The sequence below is a fragment of the Streptomyces sp. DvalAA-43 genome (genome assembly GCF_900091725.1).
Classification (GTDB): domain Bacteria; phylum Actinomycetota; class Actinomycetes; order Streptomycetales; family Streptomycetaceae; genus Streptomyces; species Streptomyces pulveraceus.
The window spans coordinates 112,946-128,968 of sequence record NZ_FMBW01000087.1; the positions used below are offsets into that span (position 1 = coordinate 112,946).

Consider the following 16,023-nt stretch of genomic DNA (forward strand, 5'->3'; position numbering starts at 1 on the left):
TTACCGGGTCACTCAGCCACCACTGTCAGCGCTGGCCGGTTTATCCTTTTTGTCCGAACCGTCCGAACTGCTCGCGTTGTCCGTACCCTTCGCGCCGTCCGAACCGTTCGCGCTGTTCGCACCACCGGAGCTGTTCGCGCTGCCCGGCTTCGGCTGGGCGGCCGCCGCGCGCTGCAGTGCGTCCTGCAGATCCGCCTGGGCCTTGCCGTAGGCGGACCAGTCCTGCTTCTTCAGGGCCGCCTCGCCCTCCGCATAGGCCTTCTGCGCGTCCGCGATCGCCTTCTTCAGCGCCGCGTCGCCGGTGGCCGGCGGCTGCGTGGTCTCGCCCGGAGGCCGGGTGGTGTCCGGCGGCTGGGTGGTGCCGGTGTCCGTCACCCCGAAGACCGCGTTGAGCGCCTCCCCGAGACTGTTCTCGAAGACGGTCTTCGACCCGTACGAAGCGGCGACCTTGCGCAGCAGCGGGTAGTTCTGCGTGCCACCGCGCGTGTACACCGGCTCGATGTAGAGGAATCCCCCTTCGAGAGGCACCGTCAGCAGGTTGCCGTACTCGATGTCGGAGTCGGTTCCCTTCAGGTTTCTCACGAACTCGGCGACGTCGTCGTTGCCGTTGAGCTCGCTCTGTACCTGCCCCGGGCCCTTCACCGTGGTGGTGACTCTCAGCAGCCTTATCGTGCCGTAGTCCTTGCTGGCCGCATCCGCGTCCACCGCCATGAACGCCCCGAGGTCGGGCCGCCCCTTCGGGGTGAACGTCGTCGTCAGCGAGAACTTCTGGGACGTCTGGTCCGGCATCTTTATGCTCAGGTAGTACGGCGGGACGGCGCCGGACTCCTTGTTGGTCGGGTCGTCCGGGACCTGCCACGCGTCACTGCCGCTGTAGAACTGCGCGGGGTTGGTGACGTGGTAGCGGGTGAGCAGCTCGCGCTGCACCTTGAACAGGTCCTGCGGGTACCGCAGGTGGTCCATGAGCTCCTGCGGGATGTCCGCCCGGGGCTCCACGGTCCCCGGGAACGCCTTGCGCCAGGTCTTGAGGACCGGGTCCTCGGTGTCCCACTCGTAGAGCTTGACCTTGCCGTCGTACGCGTCGACGGTGGCCTTCACCGAGTTGCGGATGTAGTTGACCTGGTTCTGCTGGGCGACGACCGCACGCTGGTTGGTGGTCAGCGAGTCGGCCGTGGTGTCACCGAGCGTCGTACGGGAGGCGTACGGGTAGCCGTTGGTGGTGGTGTACGCGTCGACGACCCACTGGATGCGGCCGTTCACCACGGCCGGGTAGGCGTCGCCGTCGATGGTCAGCCAGGGGGCGACCGCCTCGACGCGCTCCTTGGGCGTGCGGTTGTAGAGAATCCGCGAACCGTCGCCGATGGCTCCCGAGTAGAGGATCTGCGGCTCGCTGAACGCCACCGCGTACGCGGCGCGGTTGAAGGCGTTGGAGAGGCTGACCCCGCTGTTGCCCTTGTAGCTGGTGGTCTTCTCGCCGTCCTCCTCGTAGTCGAGCTCCTTCTGGGGCCCGCCGACGATGGAGTACTGCTCGGTCTTCTCGCCGTAGTAGATCTGCTGCTCGTACGTGCCGAGGTCACCGCTGGTCGGCAGACCGGACTCGGTGAAGTCCGGGGAACCCTTCGGGTTCTTGCCGGTCGTCGTGCCCCGGGCCGCGATGGCTCCGTAGCCGTGGGTGTAGGTGAAGTGGTCGTTGATCCAGTTGCGCTTGGGGATGCCGTCGAGGTTGAGCTCGCGCAGACCGATGACCGTGTCCTGGTCCTTGCCGTCGGCGTCCTTGTAGCGGTCGACGTCCAGCGTCTTGGGGAACTGGTAGTAGTTCCTCTTCTGCTGGAGCTGCTGGAAGGCCGGGGAGACGACGTTGGGGTCCATCACCCGGTAGCTGGCGGCGTCGTTCGCGCTCGCGCGCAGCTTGGTGTCGTCGTCCGTCGTGCTCTTGCCCGAGTAGTCGTCCACCTGCGCGTTGTCGATGTCGTACGCGTCACGCGTCGCTTCGATGTTCTTGCGGATGAACGGCGCTTCCTTGGCCTGCTCGTTCGGCTGGACCTGGAACTTCTGCACGATCGCCGGGTACAGCCCGCCGATCAGGATCGCCGAGAGCACCATCAGGCCGAAGCCGATCACCGGCAGCTGCCAGGTGCGGCGCCAGAGCGTCGCGAAGAACAGCACGGCGCAGATCGCGGCGATGCAGAACAGGATGGTCTTCGCCGGCAGATAGGCGTTGGCGTCGACGTACCGCAGACCCGTCCAGTTGTCCGTGGCCTTGAAGTCGCTGGACTTCACGGCCAGGCCGTACCGGTCGAGCCAGTACGCCACGGCCTTCAGCGAGACGAAGACACCGAGCAGCACCGACAGATGGCCGGTGGCCGCGCCGGTCGCCCGCGCGCCGGGGCTGGTGACACGCAGCCCGCCGTACAGGTAGTGGGTCATCGCGGCGGCGATCAGCGAGAGCACCGTGGCCGCGAAGCCGAAGCCCAGCAGGAAGCGGTACCAGGGCAGATCGAAGGCGTAGAAGGACACGTCCAGATGGAACTGGGGGTCCTTCTGCCCGAACGCCACGCCGTTCACGTACATCAGCCAGGTACGCCACTGGCCGGAGGCGGATGCCCCGGCGATCAGTCCGACGAGCGCGGTGATCGCGAGCAGCACCCACTTCTTGTACGGGGCGAGGCTCATCCGGTAGCGGTCCAGGCTCTGCTGCTCCAGCGACATCGCGCTCAGCGGCGGCCGGAGCCGGTGCGCGAGCCAGATGTTCAGGCCGACGGCGATCGCCATCAGCAGTCCGAAGACGAGGAACAGCCCGATCTTGGTCCACAGGGTGGTGGTGAAGACGGATGAATACGCGACCGACCGGTACCAGAGCCAGTCCGTCCAGAACCCGGCGAACATGACGAACGCCATGGCGAGAATCGCCAGGACGCCCAGTGTCATGAGCAGGGTACGGGCACGCCGGGACGGGCGGCCGACTCTGATCCGTGGCCCGGTCGGGCCTCCGCCGCGGTCCGGCATCTGGAAAGCCAACGTGCGCACCTCGAAGTTCGCGGGTCGTGTGAAGCGGGCCCAGCGATCGTAGAGCCCACCTATGCAACTTACTGAGGCTTTACCTAGTTCCCGTTCCCGGGGCGGAAGGAGGCAGGATATTGACCATGCCCAACGTTTCCCCCTCAGGCCCTCCGATGGCCGCGAGCCCGCTCACCGTCGCCGTGCTCGAAATCGACGAGTACATCTCCGGCCTCGGCTGGGACCAGCCGGCCCGGCTCTTCGCCCTGGTCGACACCGCCAAGCTCCGGGTCCAGGAGCCCGGCCTCGCCGCCCAGCTCGGTCTGGACGGCGCCGAATCCCCGACCGCCTCACTGACCCCCATCGAACAGGACGAGCTGCCGCCGGGCACCGCCCTGGACGAGTTCCTCGCCACGATCGCCTGGCCCGACGCCGTGATCGGATGCGCGATGACGGTGGAACGGCTGATGCTGCCGCCGTCCGCCGAGGCCTCCGTGCCCGAGGGGCTCAGCGACGCGCAGCTGACCAAGTGGGTCGCCAAGCACCCGGAGCGCCAGGAGGTGCGCATGACCGTGGCGGTCCTCCGGGACGGCACGCGTGAGTCGGCCGTACGGCTCCGCGCCAAGGACACCCCGAGCGAGGTGCGGACCGGCGCCGGTCTGGTGCCCGGACTGGCCGACGCGCTGGCCGCGACCTTCGAGGCCTGATCCCGGCGCGTCCCCCGCAGGGGGCGCGGTCAGCCTGCCGAGCAGCTCGGCAGCCCGGCCGTGTCCCCCACCCGGATCTTCTCCAGCGACTTCTTCGCGTCGCTGATCGTCTTGACCTTCACCAGCGTGAGTCCGCTCGGGGTGTCTGAGGCGGCGGCCTTGCAGTTCTCGTCAGGCGTCAGGAAATACCTGGCGCCGGCGTCGCGCGCGCCGACCAGCTTCATGTTGATGCCGCCGATCGGGCCGACCTTGCCCTTGTCGTCGATCGTGCCAGTGCCCGCGACGAACTTGCCGCCGGTGAGTTTGCCGGGCGTCAGCTTGTCGATGATGCCCAGCGAGAACATCAGACCGGCGCTCGGGCCGCCGACGTCGGCGAGCTTGATGTCGATCCGGAACGGGAACGTGTGGTCCGTCCCGGCCTGGATGCCGACGATCGCGCGGTTCTCCTTGGGGGCCTTCACGGTGGTGATGACGACCTCGCGGCTGCCCTCGGGCTCCTTGCCGGCCTTCTCGGCCGCCTGGGCCGTGCGGGCCGGGATGACCGTGAACGTGACCTTCTCGCCGGGGTCGTGGCGGGTGACGAGCTTCGCGACGTCCTCGGGCTGCTTGACGGGGACGCCGTCGACCTGCTTGATCACATCGCCCGCGTGCAGCTTGCCCTGGGCGGGGCTGTCCTTGACGACCGTGGAGACCACGACGCGCGACGCCACCGGGATGCCCAGCTCGGTCAGCGCGGCGACCTTGGCACTCTCCTGGGACTGGCTGAACTCCTCGGCGTTCTCCTGCGTCGACTGCTGCTCGGTCTTGCCGTCGGGGTACAGGGTGTCGTGCGGTACGACCACGCTGTCGTGGGCCAGCCAGCCGTAGACGGACTCGACGAGATTCATGTCGTAGTCGGCACCGGTGACCCGGACCGTCGTCATGTTGAGGTTGCCGGACGTCGGGTACGTCTTGTGTCCGGAAATCTGCAGGACGGGTTCGCCGCCGACCTTGCCGAGGGTGTTCACGGTCGGCCCGGGAGACATCTCCGAATACGGCACTTTGATCAGCACGCCTGCGCAGAGCAGCGCGATGAGGATCAGGGTGGAGGCGAGCATCGTCGCGGTGCGGCGTGGCATGGAACGACAGTACGGGAAGGGTCTGTCAGTGCACCGCCGGGGCCGGTCCGTACGGGGCGCGGAACCGGGCGCGGGCCGCGCCCGGAGGGCGTCGGCGGCCGGAGCCGTGCGGCGGATCGGCGACTGCGTACGCGCGATGAAACGTCAGGCGACATCGGAACCGGAAGGAGACTTCTCCATCGCCTCGCGGAACCGGGCATAGCCGGCGAGTTCGGAGACATCGCCGGTCGTTCGATTACGGGTGGCCCAGCTTCCCCATATCGCAGCGCCGAGCGCAGCGAAAAGCGGAATCGTCAACCATGCAAGTGCTGCCATTACGACCTCCCTACCACATGAGCGACCGCAACTGACCGATCAGCAGATTAACCGTCTGGAGCACCAACGCTCACGGCAGGGGTGGGGTTACGCAAATCGGGCCGGACGACCTCCCGCCCGGCTTGCGCTCAGCAGGCTCCGACCCATTCCTCGGTGCCGTCCGAGAAACGCTGGTGCTTCCAGATCGGGACCTCGTGCTTGAGGTCGTCGATGAGCTTGCGACAGGCCGCGAAGGCCTCCGCGCGGTGCGGGCAGGAGACGGCGACGACCACGGCGATATCGCCCACTCGGAGGTCACCCACCCGGTGGACCGCGGCCAGCGCCCGGACCGGGAAGTCCGCGACGACCTTCTCGGCCACCCGGCGCATCTCGTCCTGCGCCGAGGGGTGGCAGGAGTACCCGAGCCCGCCGACGTCCTGACCGCCGTCGTGGTTGCGCACCGTGCCGACGAAGAGCGCCGTGCCGCCCGCGGCGTCGTCCCCGACGGCCCGGAAGATCTCGTCGACCGAGAGCGGGGTGTCGCGGATCTCCAGCAGCCGGACGGGGTCGCCCGCCGCCTGCTCGCCGGGGTGGTCGTAGGTGGGTGCCATGGGGCCCATGGTGCCGTACGGCACCGACAAGGCGGAATAGCGCTTTCCACCGGCGGGCCGCCCCTGACCTTGGAGCCTTCTACAGAAGCCCCGCGGGCGCGCGGCCACGACAGCCCTCAGATACGGCGGCGGGCCTTGCGGGCGCGGCGGACCAGGGCGGCGGTGCCGAGCAGCGCCACGGTCGCACCGGCGGCACCGGCCGCGGTGGCGTCCTTACGGCCGAGGCGGCGTCCGGCGACGGTGTGCCGGCCCTCCACCTCTTCGAGGAGCGCGGCGAGCACTTCCTCGTTGGTCCAGCTCGGGCGCCAGCCCACATCGTGCAGCCGGCTCACGCTGACCACCCAGGGGTGCATCGTGTACGCCAGGTCGCCCGCCGGGGACGGGGTGAGGCCGATCCGGTGCAGCCGGGCGGCTGCGCCCAGGGCCACGGCGGAGGGCAGCTCCATCCGGCGGACGCCGCTGAGCTCCTCGACCTCCTCCTGCTCCAGCCAGCCGTCGCAGCCGACCGCGAACTCGCCGTCGATCTTCTCCAGCGCGGCGTACTCCAGGGCCGTGACCAGGTCGTCGACATGGCAGAACTGCCAGGCCGGACGCGATCCGGCGACGACCAGGAGGCGCGGCGACTCGAAGTAGCGGGTCAGCGCGGTGTCCGTACCGCCGACCAGGACGGTGGGCCGGACCACGGTCACATTGAGTCCGGGGTGGGCGCGGGGCGCGCGGCGGCCGAGCCGTTCGATCTCCAGGAGGTCGCCGACGCCGGTGGCCTCGGCCGTGGCGCGCAGTTCGGCGTCCTCGGCGAGCGGGATGTCGTTGTCGGGCAGCGCCCCGTAGACCATCGCCGAGGTGCACAGCACGACCCGGTGCACGCCGACGGCGGCGGCGGCCGTCAGCACGGTCTGGGTGCCACGCACGTTGTACGCGGTGCGGGCGGCGGGGTCGGTCTCCAGGTCGAGGTCGAGTGCGAGATGCACCACGACATCTGCGCCGCGCAGCTTCTCCGCGATGGCGGGGTCGCGGACATCGAGGATGTGCCAGGTCGCCCCGGAGACCTCGCCCCGGCGCTCGTCGATGGCGATGACCTGCTTGATCTCCTCGGAGGCCGCGAGGCGTGCGGTGAGCAGCGCGCCCACGCCCCCCGCGGCTCCGGTGACCGCGACGACGGGGCCACGGTTCCTGGAACGGCTCTTCTCTGGTTTGTTCTCGGTCGAGGGGGCGGACAGGTTTCGCGCTGCGCGAACCTGAGGATCTGGGGAACTCACCGGGCGTCTCCAGCGGTTGTCTTCAGTACGTACCCGAATGACGCGTGCGTACCAGGTGGCGTCCATCCTGCCGCAGGCCGGGAGCCGGCGGAGCACTGAGGCCCTGAGCGGACTTTTGGTGTCTACGCTGGATGGTGATGTCGGGCAGTCGCCGTCGGTTCGAGCCGGCGGCCCTACGAGCCGAGGAAACCCGTGAGTGACACCCCATTCGGATTCGGCCTTCCGCCGGAGGAGCCGGAAAACGGCGACGAGGGCAAGAAGAAGGACCCCACCGGAGGTGGGCAGGGCTCGGGCGGGCCGGCCAACCCGTTCGGCTTCGGGCCGGGCGCGGGCGGGGACAACCCGTTCGCGGCGATGTTCGGCTCGATGAACCCCAATGACCTGGGTGCCGCCTTCCAGCAGCTCGGCCAGATGCTGAGCTACGAGGGCGGCCCGGTGAACTGGGACATGGCCAAGCAGATCGCCCGCCAGACGGTCTCGCAGGGCACGCCGGACGGCACGAAGGACGCCAGTGTCGGCCCGTCCGAGCAGTCCGCGGTCGATGAGGCGCTGCGCCTCGCCGACCTGTGGCTGGACGGCGTGACGTCGCTGCCCTCCGGTTCCGTCTCGACCGTGGCGTGGAGCCGTGCGGAGTGGGTCGAGGCGTCCCTTCCGGCCTGGCAGAAGCTGGTCGACCCGGTGGCGGAGCGGGTCGGCCTCGCCATGGGCGATGTGCTGCCCGAGGAGATGCAGGCCATGGCCGGCCCGCTGATCGGCATGATGCGGTCGATGGGCGGCGCGATGTTCGGCCAGCAGATCGGGCAGGCCGTCGGCGTGCTGGCGGGCGAGGTGGTCGGTTCGACCGACATCGGCCTGCCGCTGGGCCCGGCGGGCAAGGCCGCGCTGCTCCCGCTGAACGTGGAGAGGTTCGGCAAGGACCTCAGCGTGCCGCAGGACGAGGTGCGGCTCTATCTCGCGCTGCGCGAGGCCGCGCACCAGCGCCTCTTCGCCCACGTCCCGTGGCTCCGCTCGCATCTGTTCGGCGCCGTCGAGGGCTACGCGCGCGGCATCAAGGTCGACACCAGCAAGCTGGAGGACGTGGTCGGCCAGTTCGACCCGTCGCAGCCCGAGCAGCTCCAGGACGCTCTTCAGCAGGGCATGTTCCAGCCGGAGGACACCCCGGAGCAGAAGGCCGCCCTGGCCCGGCTGGAGACGGCGCTCGCCCTGGTCGAGGGCTGGGTGGACGCCGTGGTCCACGAGGCCGCGAAGTCCCGCCTGACCTCGGCGGACGCGCTGCGCGAGACGATGCGCAGGCGCCGTGCCTCCGGTGGTCCCGCCGAGCAGACCTTCGCCACGCTCATCGGCCTCCAGCTGCGCCCGCGGCGGCTGCGTGACGCCTCGCGCCTGTGGGCGTCCCTCACCGACGCGCGCGGTCTCGACGGACGCGACGCCCTGTGGGAGCACCCCGACATGCTGCCGACGGCCCAGGACCTGGACGATCCGGACGGCTTCGTCCACCACGAGCAGCTGGACTTCTCCGAGCTGGACAAGATGCTCGGCGAGGCCGCCAAGGGCCCGCAGAAGCCCGCCGCGGAGGCGGACGGCAAGGACTCGCCCGGGACCGGGGAGGCCGAGGGCCGCGAGGACGACGGCAAGGGCGACAGCGACCGGTGAGCCTGCACGACGACGCCGCCCTCGTGCTGAAGGGGTACGACGACCCGGCGGACCCGGCCCAGGGTGAGCTGCGCCAGGTCTATCTCGACCACCTGGCACAGCATCCCGACGGCATGTGGAAGGCCTGCGGAGCAGGTCATCTGACGGCCAGCGCGCTGGTCATCGACCCGGAGCGCGGCCGGGTGCTGCTCACCCTCCACCGCAAGCTCCGGATGTGGCTGCAGATGGGCGGTCACTGCGAGCCGCAGGACGCCTCGCTCGCCGACGCGGCGCTGCGGGAGGCGACCGAGGAGTCCGGCATCACCGGCCTGACCCTGCTCGCGGGCGGCCCGGTGCGGCTGGACCGCCATGCGATCCCCGCGCCCTGCCATTGGCATCTGGATGTGCAGTACGCCGCGCTGGCGCCCTCCGGCTCGACGGAGCAGATCAGCGACGAGTCGCTGGACCTGCGCTGGTTCGCGTACGAGGAGGTCGCTTCGGTGGCCGACACCTCGGTCGTACGGCTGATGGAACGCGCCCGCGCCGCGCTGGACCGCCGGTAGGGACGAATTACGGAACGGGTGAGGGGCGGTCTCCGCGGAGACCGCCCCTCACCCGTTCCGTACCTGCCGGTGCGCGGTGGCTCAGTTCCAGGAGTTGTTCTGGTTCTGGCCGTGGGCGCCCTGCTGCCCCATCCCGTACTGGGCCCGGATGCCCTGGCCGATCTCGTGGCCCTGCGGAGGCAGCACCTCGCTCGGCTGGACCAGGGCGAAGCCCTGGCCGAGGAAGCTGAGCTCCCAGCCCTCGCCGGTGTTCCCGCGCCGCCGCCAGACACCCGAGGAGTGCGTCTGGGCCTGCATCTGCACCCGCAGCGAGCTGGACCAGGCGACGATCGCATCGGCGTCGGCGTTGACGTACTTGTCCGGCGTGACCTGCATCATCAGCGGCTGGCCCGAGGTCATCAGAGCGACCTTGCCGGTGCCGGAGATGTTGAGCTGGTACTTCCCCGTGCCCGAGATCCCGTACTGACTGTCCACCGCGATGACCTCGGTGTGCAGCGAGGAGTCCAGCGCCAGGACGTAGGCGCTGTCCACCGTGATGCCGTCGTGGTCGACGTCCACCACGTGGATGTGCTGCGCGAGGTTGGCGAGGAAGACGGTGCCCTGCCCGGAGCAGCGCATCAGGTCGAGGCCCTCACCGGTGCTCGCGCGGGCGCGGCGCTGCCCGTGCGACTGGTACTCGCCGTCGAACTCCATCAGACCCTGGTACGCGACCATGGCGCCCTTGCGTGCGAGGACGTCGTCGTGGCCGGTCAGTGAGACCCGCAGGAGCTGCGGGTTCTGGATGGTGTACCGGTCCTGGGACTGCTGTTCCGTGTAGCTGAAGAGTGGACTCTGCATGGTGTGTTCTCCTCCCCGTCAGTTCCGGACCCGCAGGCGGTCGGTACTGTCCTCGCTCGGCTGTACGACGACGATGCCCTGGCCGGAGAACGCCATCTGGTACGCCTCGCCGCTGCCCCGCCCGATGAGCGAGGAGGCCTTGAAGCTGCGCTTGCCCTTCACCTTGAGGTTCGGGGACCACGCCACCAGGGCGTCCGGGTCGACGTAGGTCTCGTCCTCGCCGCGTCCGCAGTCGACGACGATCGGCGTGCCGCGCGAAGTGATGGCGACCCAGCCGGTGCCCGAGATGCAGACGTTCCACAGGCCCTGACCGGCGAACTTGGCGAGGCCCTTGACCCGCTCCACGCCCCAGGTGAGGTGGCCGTCGAAGGCGAGGACGTTGGTGCCGTTGACCGAGAGGGAGTCGTTGTTGAGGTTGATGACGACCACATCGGCGCCGTAGTCGGCGAGGTAGAGCAGCCCGTCCCCGGAGCACTTCATGATCGGTGCGCCCTCGCCGGTGATCCACTGGGAGGCGATCTGGCGGACGGCCGGCGGGTTGGGTTCGTACTGGATGAAGCCCTCGTAGGCGACCATCGAACCGGTACGTGCGTAGAGGTCCTGGCCGGTGGCCATGGCGACCCTGAGCATCGTGCTGCCGTGGTTCTCCATGCGGGCCGTGACGGGGGTCGGGGCGTAGCCCGTGAGTTGCTGGTTCATGACGGGCTCCCTCAGACCTCGTAGGGCTGGACGACGATGAAGTTGCCGGGGGCACCCCGGAACTGGAGGTTCACGGTCTCTCCGCTGTGCCCCGGGTAGGCGTTGCGGCGCAGCCGGACCTGGCTGGAGATGATCACCTGCGAGGCGGACGACCAGGCGACGACGGCGTTGCAGTCGGCGAAGGTCGTCGGTGTGACGGGCAGGACGACGGGGACACCGTGGGTCTTGACGACGACCGTGCCGGTGCCCTGGAACTGCATGGTGAACAGGGCGCCGCCGGGGATGCCGTGGCCCTCGATCCTGCGGACCTCGTACTGGAGTGTCTCGTCGAAGGCGAGGACGTTCTCCGCGGAGACGCAGATGCCGTCGCCCTGCAGCTCGATGGCGTGCAGATGGGAGGCGTCCTCGGCGAAGAAGATCTGTCCGCGGCCGGTACAGCGCATCAGCTGCATTTCCTGGCCGGTGGCGTTGCCGACGATACGGCCCGCGAAGCCGGCGCCCTTGTAGCCGAAGTCGACCTTGCCCTGGTACATCACCATGCTGCCCTGGCGGGCGAGCACGGGCGTGTCACCCATGGTGAGGTCGACCCGCATGAGCTTCTGGTTCTGCGGGGTCCAACGCTGTCCGGTGGGCGTCTCCTTGTACAGCTGGAGCGCCGCCTGGAGACCGGCACCGGCCTGCGGCAGCCCCTGCGGCACGCCCTGGGACATACCGGGCGGCTGCGTTCCCGGAGGCTGCATTCCGGGGGGCTGCTGACCGTACGGGGCCGGGGCCTGCTGGCCGTAGGGACCGGGAGGCTGCTGGCCGTAGGGGGCGGCAGGGGGCGCCTGGCCGGGGACCTGCCCGAACTGCGGCTGCTGGGGCGGCTGGCCGGGCTGCCCGAACGGAGCGGGGGCGGGGGCGGGCGGCGGCACCATGCCACCGTGCGGTGCCAGCGGCGCCGCCATCGTCGGCGCGGCATGCATCTGCTGCTGCGGCGTGGGGGCCGGGCGGGGGCGGGGGCGGGCGGAGCGCCGAAGGCCGGAGCCGGCTGCGGAGCCTGCGGCGGCTGCGGTGCGGCCGGGGCGCCGAAGGACGGGGCGGGGGCCGGGGCGGCCGCCTGGGCGGGCGGGGCGAACGACGGAACCGCTGCCTGCGGCTGCGGTGCGGCGGGCTCCTCCTCGGCGACCTCGCCGCCGAAGTTCTTCAGCAGCGCCTCGAGGCCGCCGTCGAAGCCCTGGCCGACCGCGGCGAACCGCCAGACATCCTTCAGATAGAAGTCGCCCAGCATCACCGCACGCTCGGTGGTGAACTCCGAACCGTTGAAGGCGTACCTGACGACTTCCTCGCCACCCGCGACGATCCGGATGTATCCCGGGCCGACCTGGGACATCTGCCCGGCCCCGTCGACCGTCGCGGTGAACGACAGCTTGTGGATGTTCGCCGGAATGCGGTCCAGGGTGACGCGGAACGACTCGGTGTCGCCGGCCTGGGCGCCGAGAAGCTGAATGGACTCCTCGGGCGATTTAGGCTGATTGAAGAAGATGAAATACCGGTCGTCGGAGAGCTGCTCATTGACATCGAGACCGAAACAACTGATGTCGAAGGTCAGTCCCTGGCCGGCGATCTGCACACCTACGTACAGATCCGTCCCCGGTGTGAGATCGCTGATCTTGGCCTTGTGGCCGCGCTGGAATTCCCTGGCCATGCGTAACGACCGTCCCCCATCCCGAAGGTGAATGCGTCGCGTCAGGCTAACCGCAAACGCCGACATCGAGCCAAGCCGGTACACACCCGGTACAGAATCGGTGAACGTCACTCACCACGCGCGGCGGGCAGATGGGGCAGCCGGTCGGCGGCGACCACGCCCTCCAGATAACCGCGTGCCCGCTCGGTGCGCGGATACGCCTCCAGCAGCCGCCAGAAGCGCGGACCGTGACCGGGGACGAGCAGGTGGGCCAGCTCGTGGACCAGTACGTAGTCGACGACGTACTCGGGCATGCCCTGCAGCCGGTGCGAGAGGCGGATGCTGCCCTCGGCCGGGGTGCAGGACCCCCATCGGGTGTTCTGGTTGGTCACCCACCGCACCGAAGCCGGCCTGGCCCGGCCCTCGAAGTACTGGGCGGACAACCGCTCGGCCCGCTCGGCGAGTTCGCCGTCGCCGAAGACGCGCTTGCTCTCCTGCGCCGCGAGCTTGTCGAGCATGACGCCCACCCAGCGCCGCTCCTCGGCCTCCGACATCCGGGCCGGGATGAGCACGATGGTGCGGTCGCCCTCCCGGTACGCGGAGACCGTTCTGCTGCGGCGATTGCTCCTGCGGACCTCGACCGCGCTCGTTGCGGGGGCGCGGGGCGGACGGTCCGCCGCGCCGCGCTGCTGGGTTCCGGCACTGCGCGTGGAGGTCTCCCCGGCGAATCCGGGTGACGGGTCGGCGGGCACGCCACGACGTTACCCGCTGTCCGTGCGGGAAGTCCCGCCTCCGGGACGGTTCGCCTTGATCCACTCCACGGCATGCGCCATTTGAACGACTAATACCCCATGCCTGTGGATAACTTTCCGCACGCTTCGACGCCTGCCTGCATTCTGGCAACGGATCTCGCGAAGATCCGGGCCGCGGCCCACACACAACGGATCAAGGAACACAGACCGGGGGTAGCCGTGCATCCGATGTTGAAGCCCGCACTGCGCCGCGCATGGCGCAGCCGAGGAACCGTGCAATTCGGGGTGACTCACGCCCACGCGGTGAAGTTCGGCCCGCTGGATATCGCCACGGGCAGTTTTCTGGAACTGCTCGACGGAACACGCGGCCTGCCGCTGCTGCGCGAGGAAGCCCGCACGCTGGACCTGTCGGACCATCAGGTCGACACCTTGGTCGGCCGATTGGCTAGCGCGGGGCTGATCGATGATGTACGGGCCGCCGGCCCGGAGACCGACGCGTTACGGAACCGTCCCGGTGCGCTGGACCGGCACCGCCCCGATCTGGCCTCGCTCTCCCTCGTCCATCCCGAACCGGGCGGCGGGATGCGGCGGCTGGCGGCCCGCCGGGCGATGCGGGTCCAGGTGCGGGGCGCCGGACGGGTCGGGGCCGCGATCGCGGCGGTGCTGTCCGGGTCCGGGGTGGGTCGGGTGGAGGTTCTGGACGGCGGACACACCGAGCCGTGGGACGTCTCGCCCGGAGGGCTTCCGCCGACGGCCGTCGGGGAACGAAGGGATACCGCCGCCCGGCAGTTGGTGCGCAGATCCGCCGCGGGGGCGGCTCCCCGGGCGACGGAGACGGCGGGTTCCCCAGCCGGCGGCGAGCCGGGACTGTCGCTGGTCGTGGTGGCTCCCCGCGACGGCCTCGCGGCATACGCCCCCGACCCCCGGTCGGCCGAACCGTGGATCGCGTCGGGGACTCCTCATCTCTACGCCGGAGTGATGGAGGCGACGGGAGTCGTCGGCCCCCTGGTCCTGCCCGGGGGTACGGCCTGCGCCGGGTGCCTGGCGCTGGAGCGCGCCGCCCGGGACGAGGACTGGACCAGGATGCTGTCGCAGTGGCGGTCCGGGCGGCGAACCGCCGTGCAGGCCTGCGATCTGGGCCTGGCGACGGCGGTGGCGGGGCTGGCAGCCGCCCATGCGCTGTCCTTCCTGGACGGGGAGTTGCCCGCGAGTACGGGGACCCGTTGGGAGGCCGCACTGCCGCTGTTGGACTGGCGGGCCGAGCGGATGGGACCGCATCGCGACTGCTCCTGTGGAGCGGCCGGGCACACGAGGAGGGAGCGCTCCTCCGGGACCGGGGCGAGGCAGGACACAATGGCCGGGTAACCGCCGCACGCGGTACGGCAGTCTGGGATTTGGAGGGGCTCATGTCTGATCTACCCCGGAAAGCGGTCACCCGTACCGCCAAGCTGGCCGCCCTGCCTCTGGGCTTCGCCGGCCGGGCCACCTGGGGTCTGGGCAAGCGGATCGGCGGAAAATCGGCGGAGCTGGTCGCCCGGGAGGTGCAGCAGCGCACCGCGGACCAGTTGTTCAAGGTCCTCGGCGAGCTGAAGGGCGGGGCGATGAAGCTCGGGCAGGCCCTGTCCGTCTTCGAGTCGGCCCTGCCCGAGGAGGTCGCCGGACCGTACCGGGCGGCGCTCACCAAACTGCAGGAAGCCGCGCCTCCCCTGCCCAGCGACACCGTCCACGCGGTGCTGGCGGAACGGCTCGGCGAGGACTGGCGGGAGCTGTTCCTCGAATTCGAGGACAAGCCGTCGGCCGCCGCCTCGATCGGTCAGGTGCACCGGGCGGTGTGGCACGACGGACGGAGCGTCGCGGTGAAGGTGCAGTATCCGGGCGCCGGAGAGGCGCTGCTCTCGGACCTGACCCAGCTCAGCAGGTTCGCCCGGCTGCTCGGCCCGTTGATCCCCGGGATGGACATCAAACCGCTCATCACGGAGTTGCGCGACCGGGTCTCGGAGGAGCTGGACTACGAGCAGGAGGCACGGTCGCAGCGGGATCACGCCGAGGAGTTCGCGGACGACCCGGATGTGGTGATCCCCGGTGTGGTGCACCAGTCCGACCAGGTGCTGGTGACGGAGTGGATGGACGGTGTCCCGCTCGCCGACGTGATCGCGGAGGGCACGCCTGCGCAGCGGGACCGGGCCGGTCAGCTGCTGGCTCGTTTCCTCTTCTCGGGGCCCGCGCGCACCGGGCTGCTGCATGCTGACCCGCACCCGGGCAACTTCCGGCTGCTGCCTCCGGACGAGGAGAGCGACGGCGACGGGGAGTGGCGGCTCGGAGTGCTGGACTTCGGGACGGTGGACCGGCTGCCGGGCGGCCTGCCGCAGACCATCGGGGACTCCCTGCGGCTGACGCTGGCGGGCGAGGCGGATGCGGTGTACGAGCTGTTGCGCGAGGAGGGGTTCGTCAAGGACTCGATCGACCTCGACCCGGATGCGGTGCTCGACTACCTCCTCCCGATCATCGAGCCGGCACAGGTGGCGGAGTTCACCTTCACCCGGAGCTGGATGCGCCACCAGGCGGCGCGGATCGCGGATCCCCGCTCCCCCGCTCATCAGCTCGGCAGGCAGCTGAATCTGCCGCCCGCCTATCTGCTGATACACCGGGTGACGCTGAGCACGATCGGGGTGCTGTGCCAACTGGGTGCGACGGTGCGGCTGCGCGACGAACTCGCGTCCTGGTTGCCGGGTTTTCTGCCGCAAGACGAGCAGGAGCAGGACGAACGGGGGCTGGACAAGCAAGGGCCCGCGGTACAGGAGTTGGCCCTGCAGAAGTCGGCCGAGCAGGAGTTGGCGGGCGACGCGCCCTCCGGGGCGTAGGCCGGGGCTTGCCGGCCCGGTCGCGTT

Annotated in this window: 13 protein-coding genes and 1 pseudogene; 5 read left to right on the forward strand and 9 right to left on the reverse strand. The window is 69.9% G+C overall.

What is annotated here, in order from left to right:
* Positions 1–12: 12 nt before the first annotated feature.
* A complete protein-coding gene (locus tag GA0115234_RS35385; RefSeq protein WP_237542022.1) occupies positions 13–3,006 on the reverse strand; it encodes a UPF0182 family membrane protein in 2,994 nt (997 codons plus the stop codon).
* Between the two features lie 137 nt (positions 3,007–3,143).
* Here GA0115234_RS35385 and GA0115234_RS35390 point away from each other — a divergent pair, with 137 nt between their 5' ends.
* Entirely contained in the window at positions 3,144–3,704 is a 561-nt protein-coding gene (locus GA0115234_RS35390) for a PPA1309 family protein (RefSeq protein WP_237541996.1), read from the forward strand.
* Between the two features lie 29 nt (positions 3,705–3,733).
* On the opposite strand, the gene GA0115234_RS35395 is transcribed toward GA0115234_RS35390, so the two are convergent.
* From GA0115234_RS35395 to GA0115234_RS35405, 4 genes are all read right to left on the reverse strand, one after another.
* A complete protein-coding gene (locus tag GA0115234_RS35395; RefSeq protein ID WP_093549917.1) occupies positions 3,734–4,822 on the reverse strand; it encodes a YlbL family protein in 1,089 nt (362 codons plus the stop codon).
* A 144-nt stretch (positions 4,823–4,966) separates the two neighbouring features.
* On the reverse strand, positions 4,967–5,137 hold the full coding sequence (locus tag GA0115234_RS42650) for a hypothetical protein (protein WP_176729366.1): 171 nt from the start codon (positions 5,135–5,137) through the stop codon (positions 4,967–4,969).
* 128 nt (positions 5,138–5,265) lie between these two features.
* Positions 5,266–5,727: a molybdenum cofactor biosynthesis protein MoaE gene (locus tag GA0115234_RS35400; protein ID WP_093550429.1), complete on the reverse strand. Its 462-nt coding sequence runs from the start codon at positions 5,725–5,727 to the stop codon at positions 5,266–5,268.
* A 116-nt stretch (positions 5,728–5,843) separates the two neighbouring features.
* A complete protein-coding gene (locus tag GA0115234_RS35405) occupies positions 5,844–6,986 on the reverse strand; it encodes an SDR family oxidoreductase (protein ID WP_093549919.1) in 1,143 nt (380 codons plus the stop codon).
* A gap of 192 nt (positions 6,987–7,178) precedes the next feature.
* On the opposite strand from GA0115234_RS35405, the gene GA0115234_RS35410 reads away from it, so the two are divergent.
* Both GA0115234_RS35410 and GA0115234_RS35415 read left to right on the forward strand, forming a co-directional pair.
* The gene (locus GA0115234_RS35410) at positions 7,179–8,639 is read left to right on the forward strand and encodes a zinc-dependent metalloprotease (protein WP_093549921.1); all 1,461 of its coding nucleotides are present in this window, start codon (positions 7,179–7,181) and stop codon (positions 8,637–8,639) included.
* Entirely contained in the window at positions 8,636–9,181 is a 546-nt protein-coding gene (locus GA0115234_RS35415; protein WP_093549923.1) for an NUDIX hydrolase, read from the forward strand. Before GA0115234_RS35410 ends, GA0115234_RS35415 begins: the two co-directional genes overlap by 4 nt.
* Positions 9,182–9,262: 81 nt before the next feature.
* Here the strand turns inward: GA0115234_RS35415 and GA0115234_RS35420 are convergent, their stop codons facing one another.
* The 4 genes and pseudogenes from GA0115234_RS35420 to GA0115234_RS35435 form a co-directional block, all read right to left on the reverse strand.
* Entirely contained in the window at positions 9,263–10,018 is a 756-nt protein-coding gene (locus GA0115234_RS35420; protein ID WP_093549926.1) for an AIM24 family protein, read from the reverse strand.
* A gap of 18 nt (positions 10,019–10,036) precedes the next feature.
* On the reverse strand, positions 10,037–10,717 hold the full coding sequence (locus tag GA0115234_RS35425) for an AIM24 family protein (protein WP_093549928.1): 681 nt from the start codon (positions 10,715–10,717) through the stop codon (positions 10,037–10,039).
* An 11-nt stretch (positions 10,718–10,728) separates the two neighbouring features.
* Positions 10,729–12,404 (reverse strand): annotated as a pseudogene (locus tag GA0115234_RS35430) (TerD family protein).
* Positions 12,405–12,511: 107 nt separating this feature from the next.
* The gene (locus tag GA0115234_RS35435; RefSeq protein ID WP_093549930.1) at positions 12,512–13,135 is read right to left on the reverse strand and encodes a M48 metallopeptidase family protein; all 624 of its coding nucleotides are present in this window, start codon (positions 13,133–13,135) and stop codon (positions 12,512–12,514) included.
* Between the two features lie 219 nt (positions 13,136–13,354).
* Here GA0115234_RS35435 and GA0115234_RS35440 point away from each other — a divergent pair, with 219 nt between their 5' ends.
* Entirely contained in the window at positions 13,355–14,500 is a 1,146-nt protein-coding gene (locus GA0115234_RS35440) for a ThiF family adenylyltransferase (RefSeq protein ID WP_093549932.1), read from the forward strand.
* A 41-nt stretch (positions 14,501–14,541) separates the two neighbouring features.
* Complete coding sequence (locus tag GA0115234_RS35445) at positions 14,542–15,996, forward strand: ABC1 kinase family protein (RefSeq protein ID WP_093549934.1); 1,455 nt, start codon at positions 14,542–14,544, stop codon at positions 15,994–15,996.
* The last annotated feature ends 27 nt before the right edge of the window (positions 15,997–16,023 follow it).

Coding starts and splice junctions, on each gene's coding strand:
- GA0115234_RS35385 (WP_237542022.1), bottom strand. CDS start 3,006: ATGCCGGACCGCGGCGGAGGCCCGACCGGGCCACGGATCAGAGTCGGC.
- GA0115234_RS35390 (WP_237541996.1), top strand. CDS start 3,144: ATGCCCAACGTTTCCCCCTCAGGCCCTCCGATGGCCGCGAGCCCGCTC.
- GA0115234_RS35395 (WP_093549917.1), bottom strand. CDS start 4,822: ATGCCACGCCGCACCGCGACGATGCTCGCCTCCACCCTGATCCTCATC.
- GA0115234_RS42650 (WP_176729366.1), bottom strand. CDS start 5,137: ATGGCAGCACTTGCATGGTTGACGATTCCGCTTTTCGCTGCGCTCGGC.
- GA0115234_RS35400 (WP_093550429.1), bottom strand. CDS start 5,727: ATGGCACCCACCTACGACCACCCCGGCGAGCAGGCGGCGGGCGACCCC.
- GA0115234_RS35420 (WP_093549926.1), bottom strand. CDS start 10,018: ATGCAGAGTCCACTCTTCAGCTACACGGAACAGCAGTCCCAGGACCGG.
- GA0115234_RS35425 (WP_093549928.1), bottom strand. CDS start 10,717: ATGAACCAGCAACTCACGGGCTACGCCCCGACCCCCGTCACGGCCCGC.
- GA0115234_RS35445 (WP_093549934.1), top strand. CDS start 14,542: ATGTCTGATCTACCCCGGAAAGCGGTCACCCGTACCGCCAAGCTGGCC.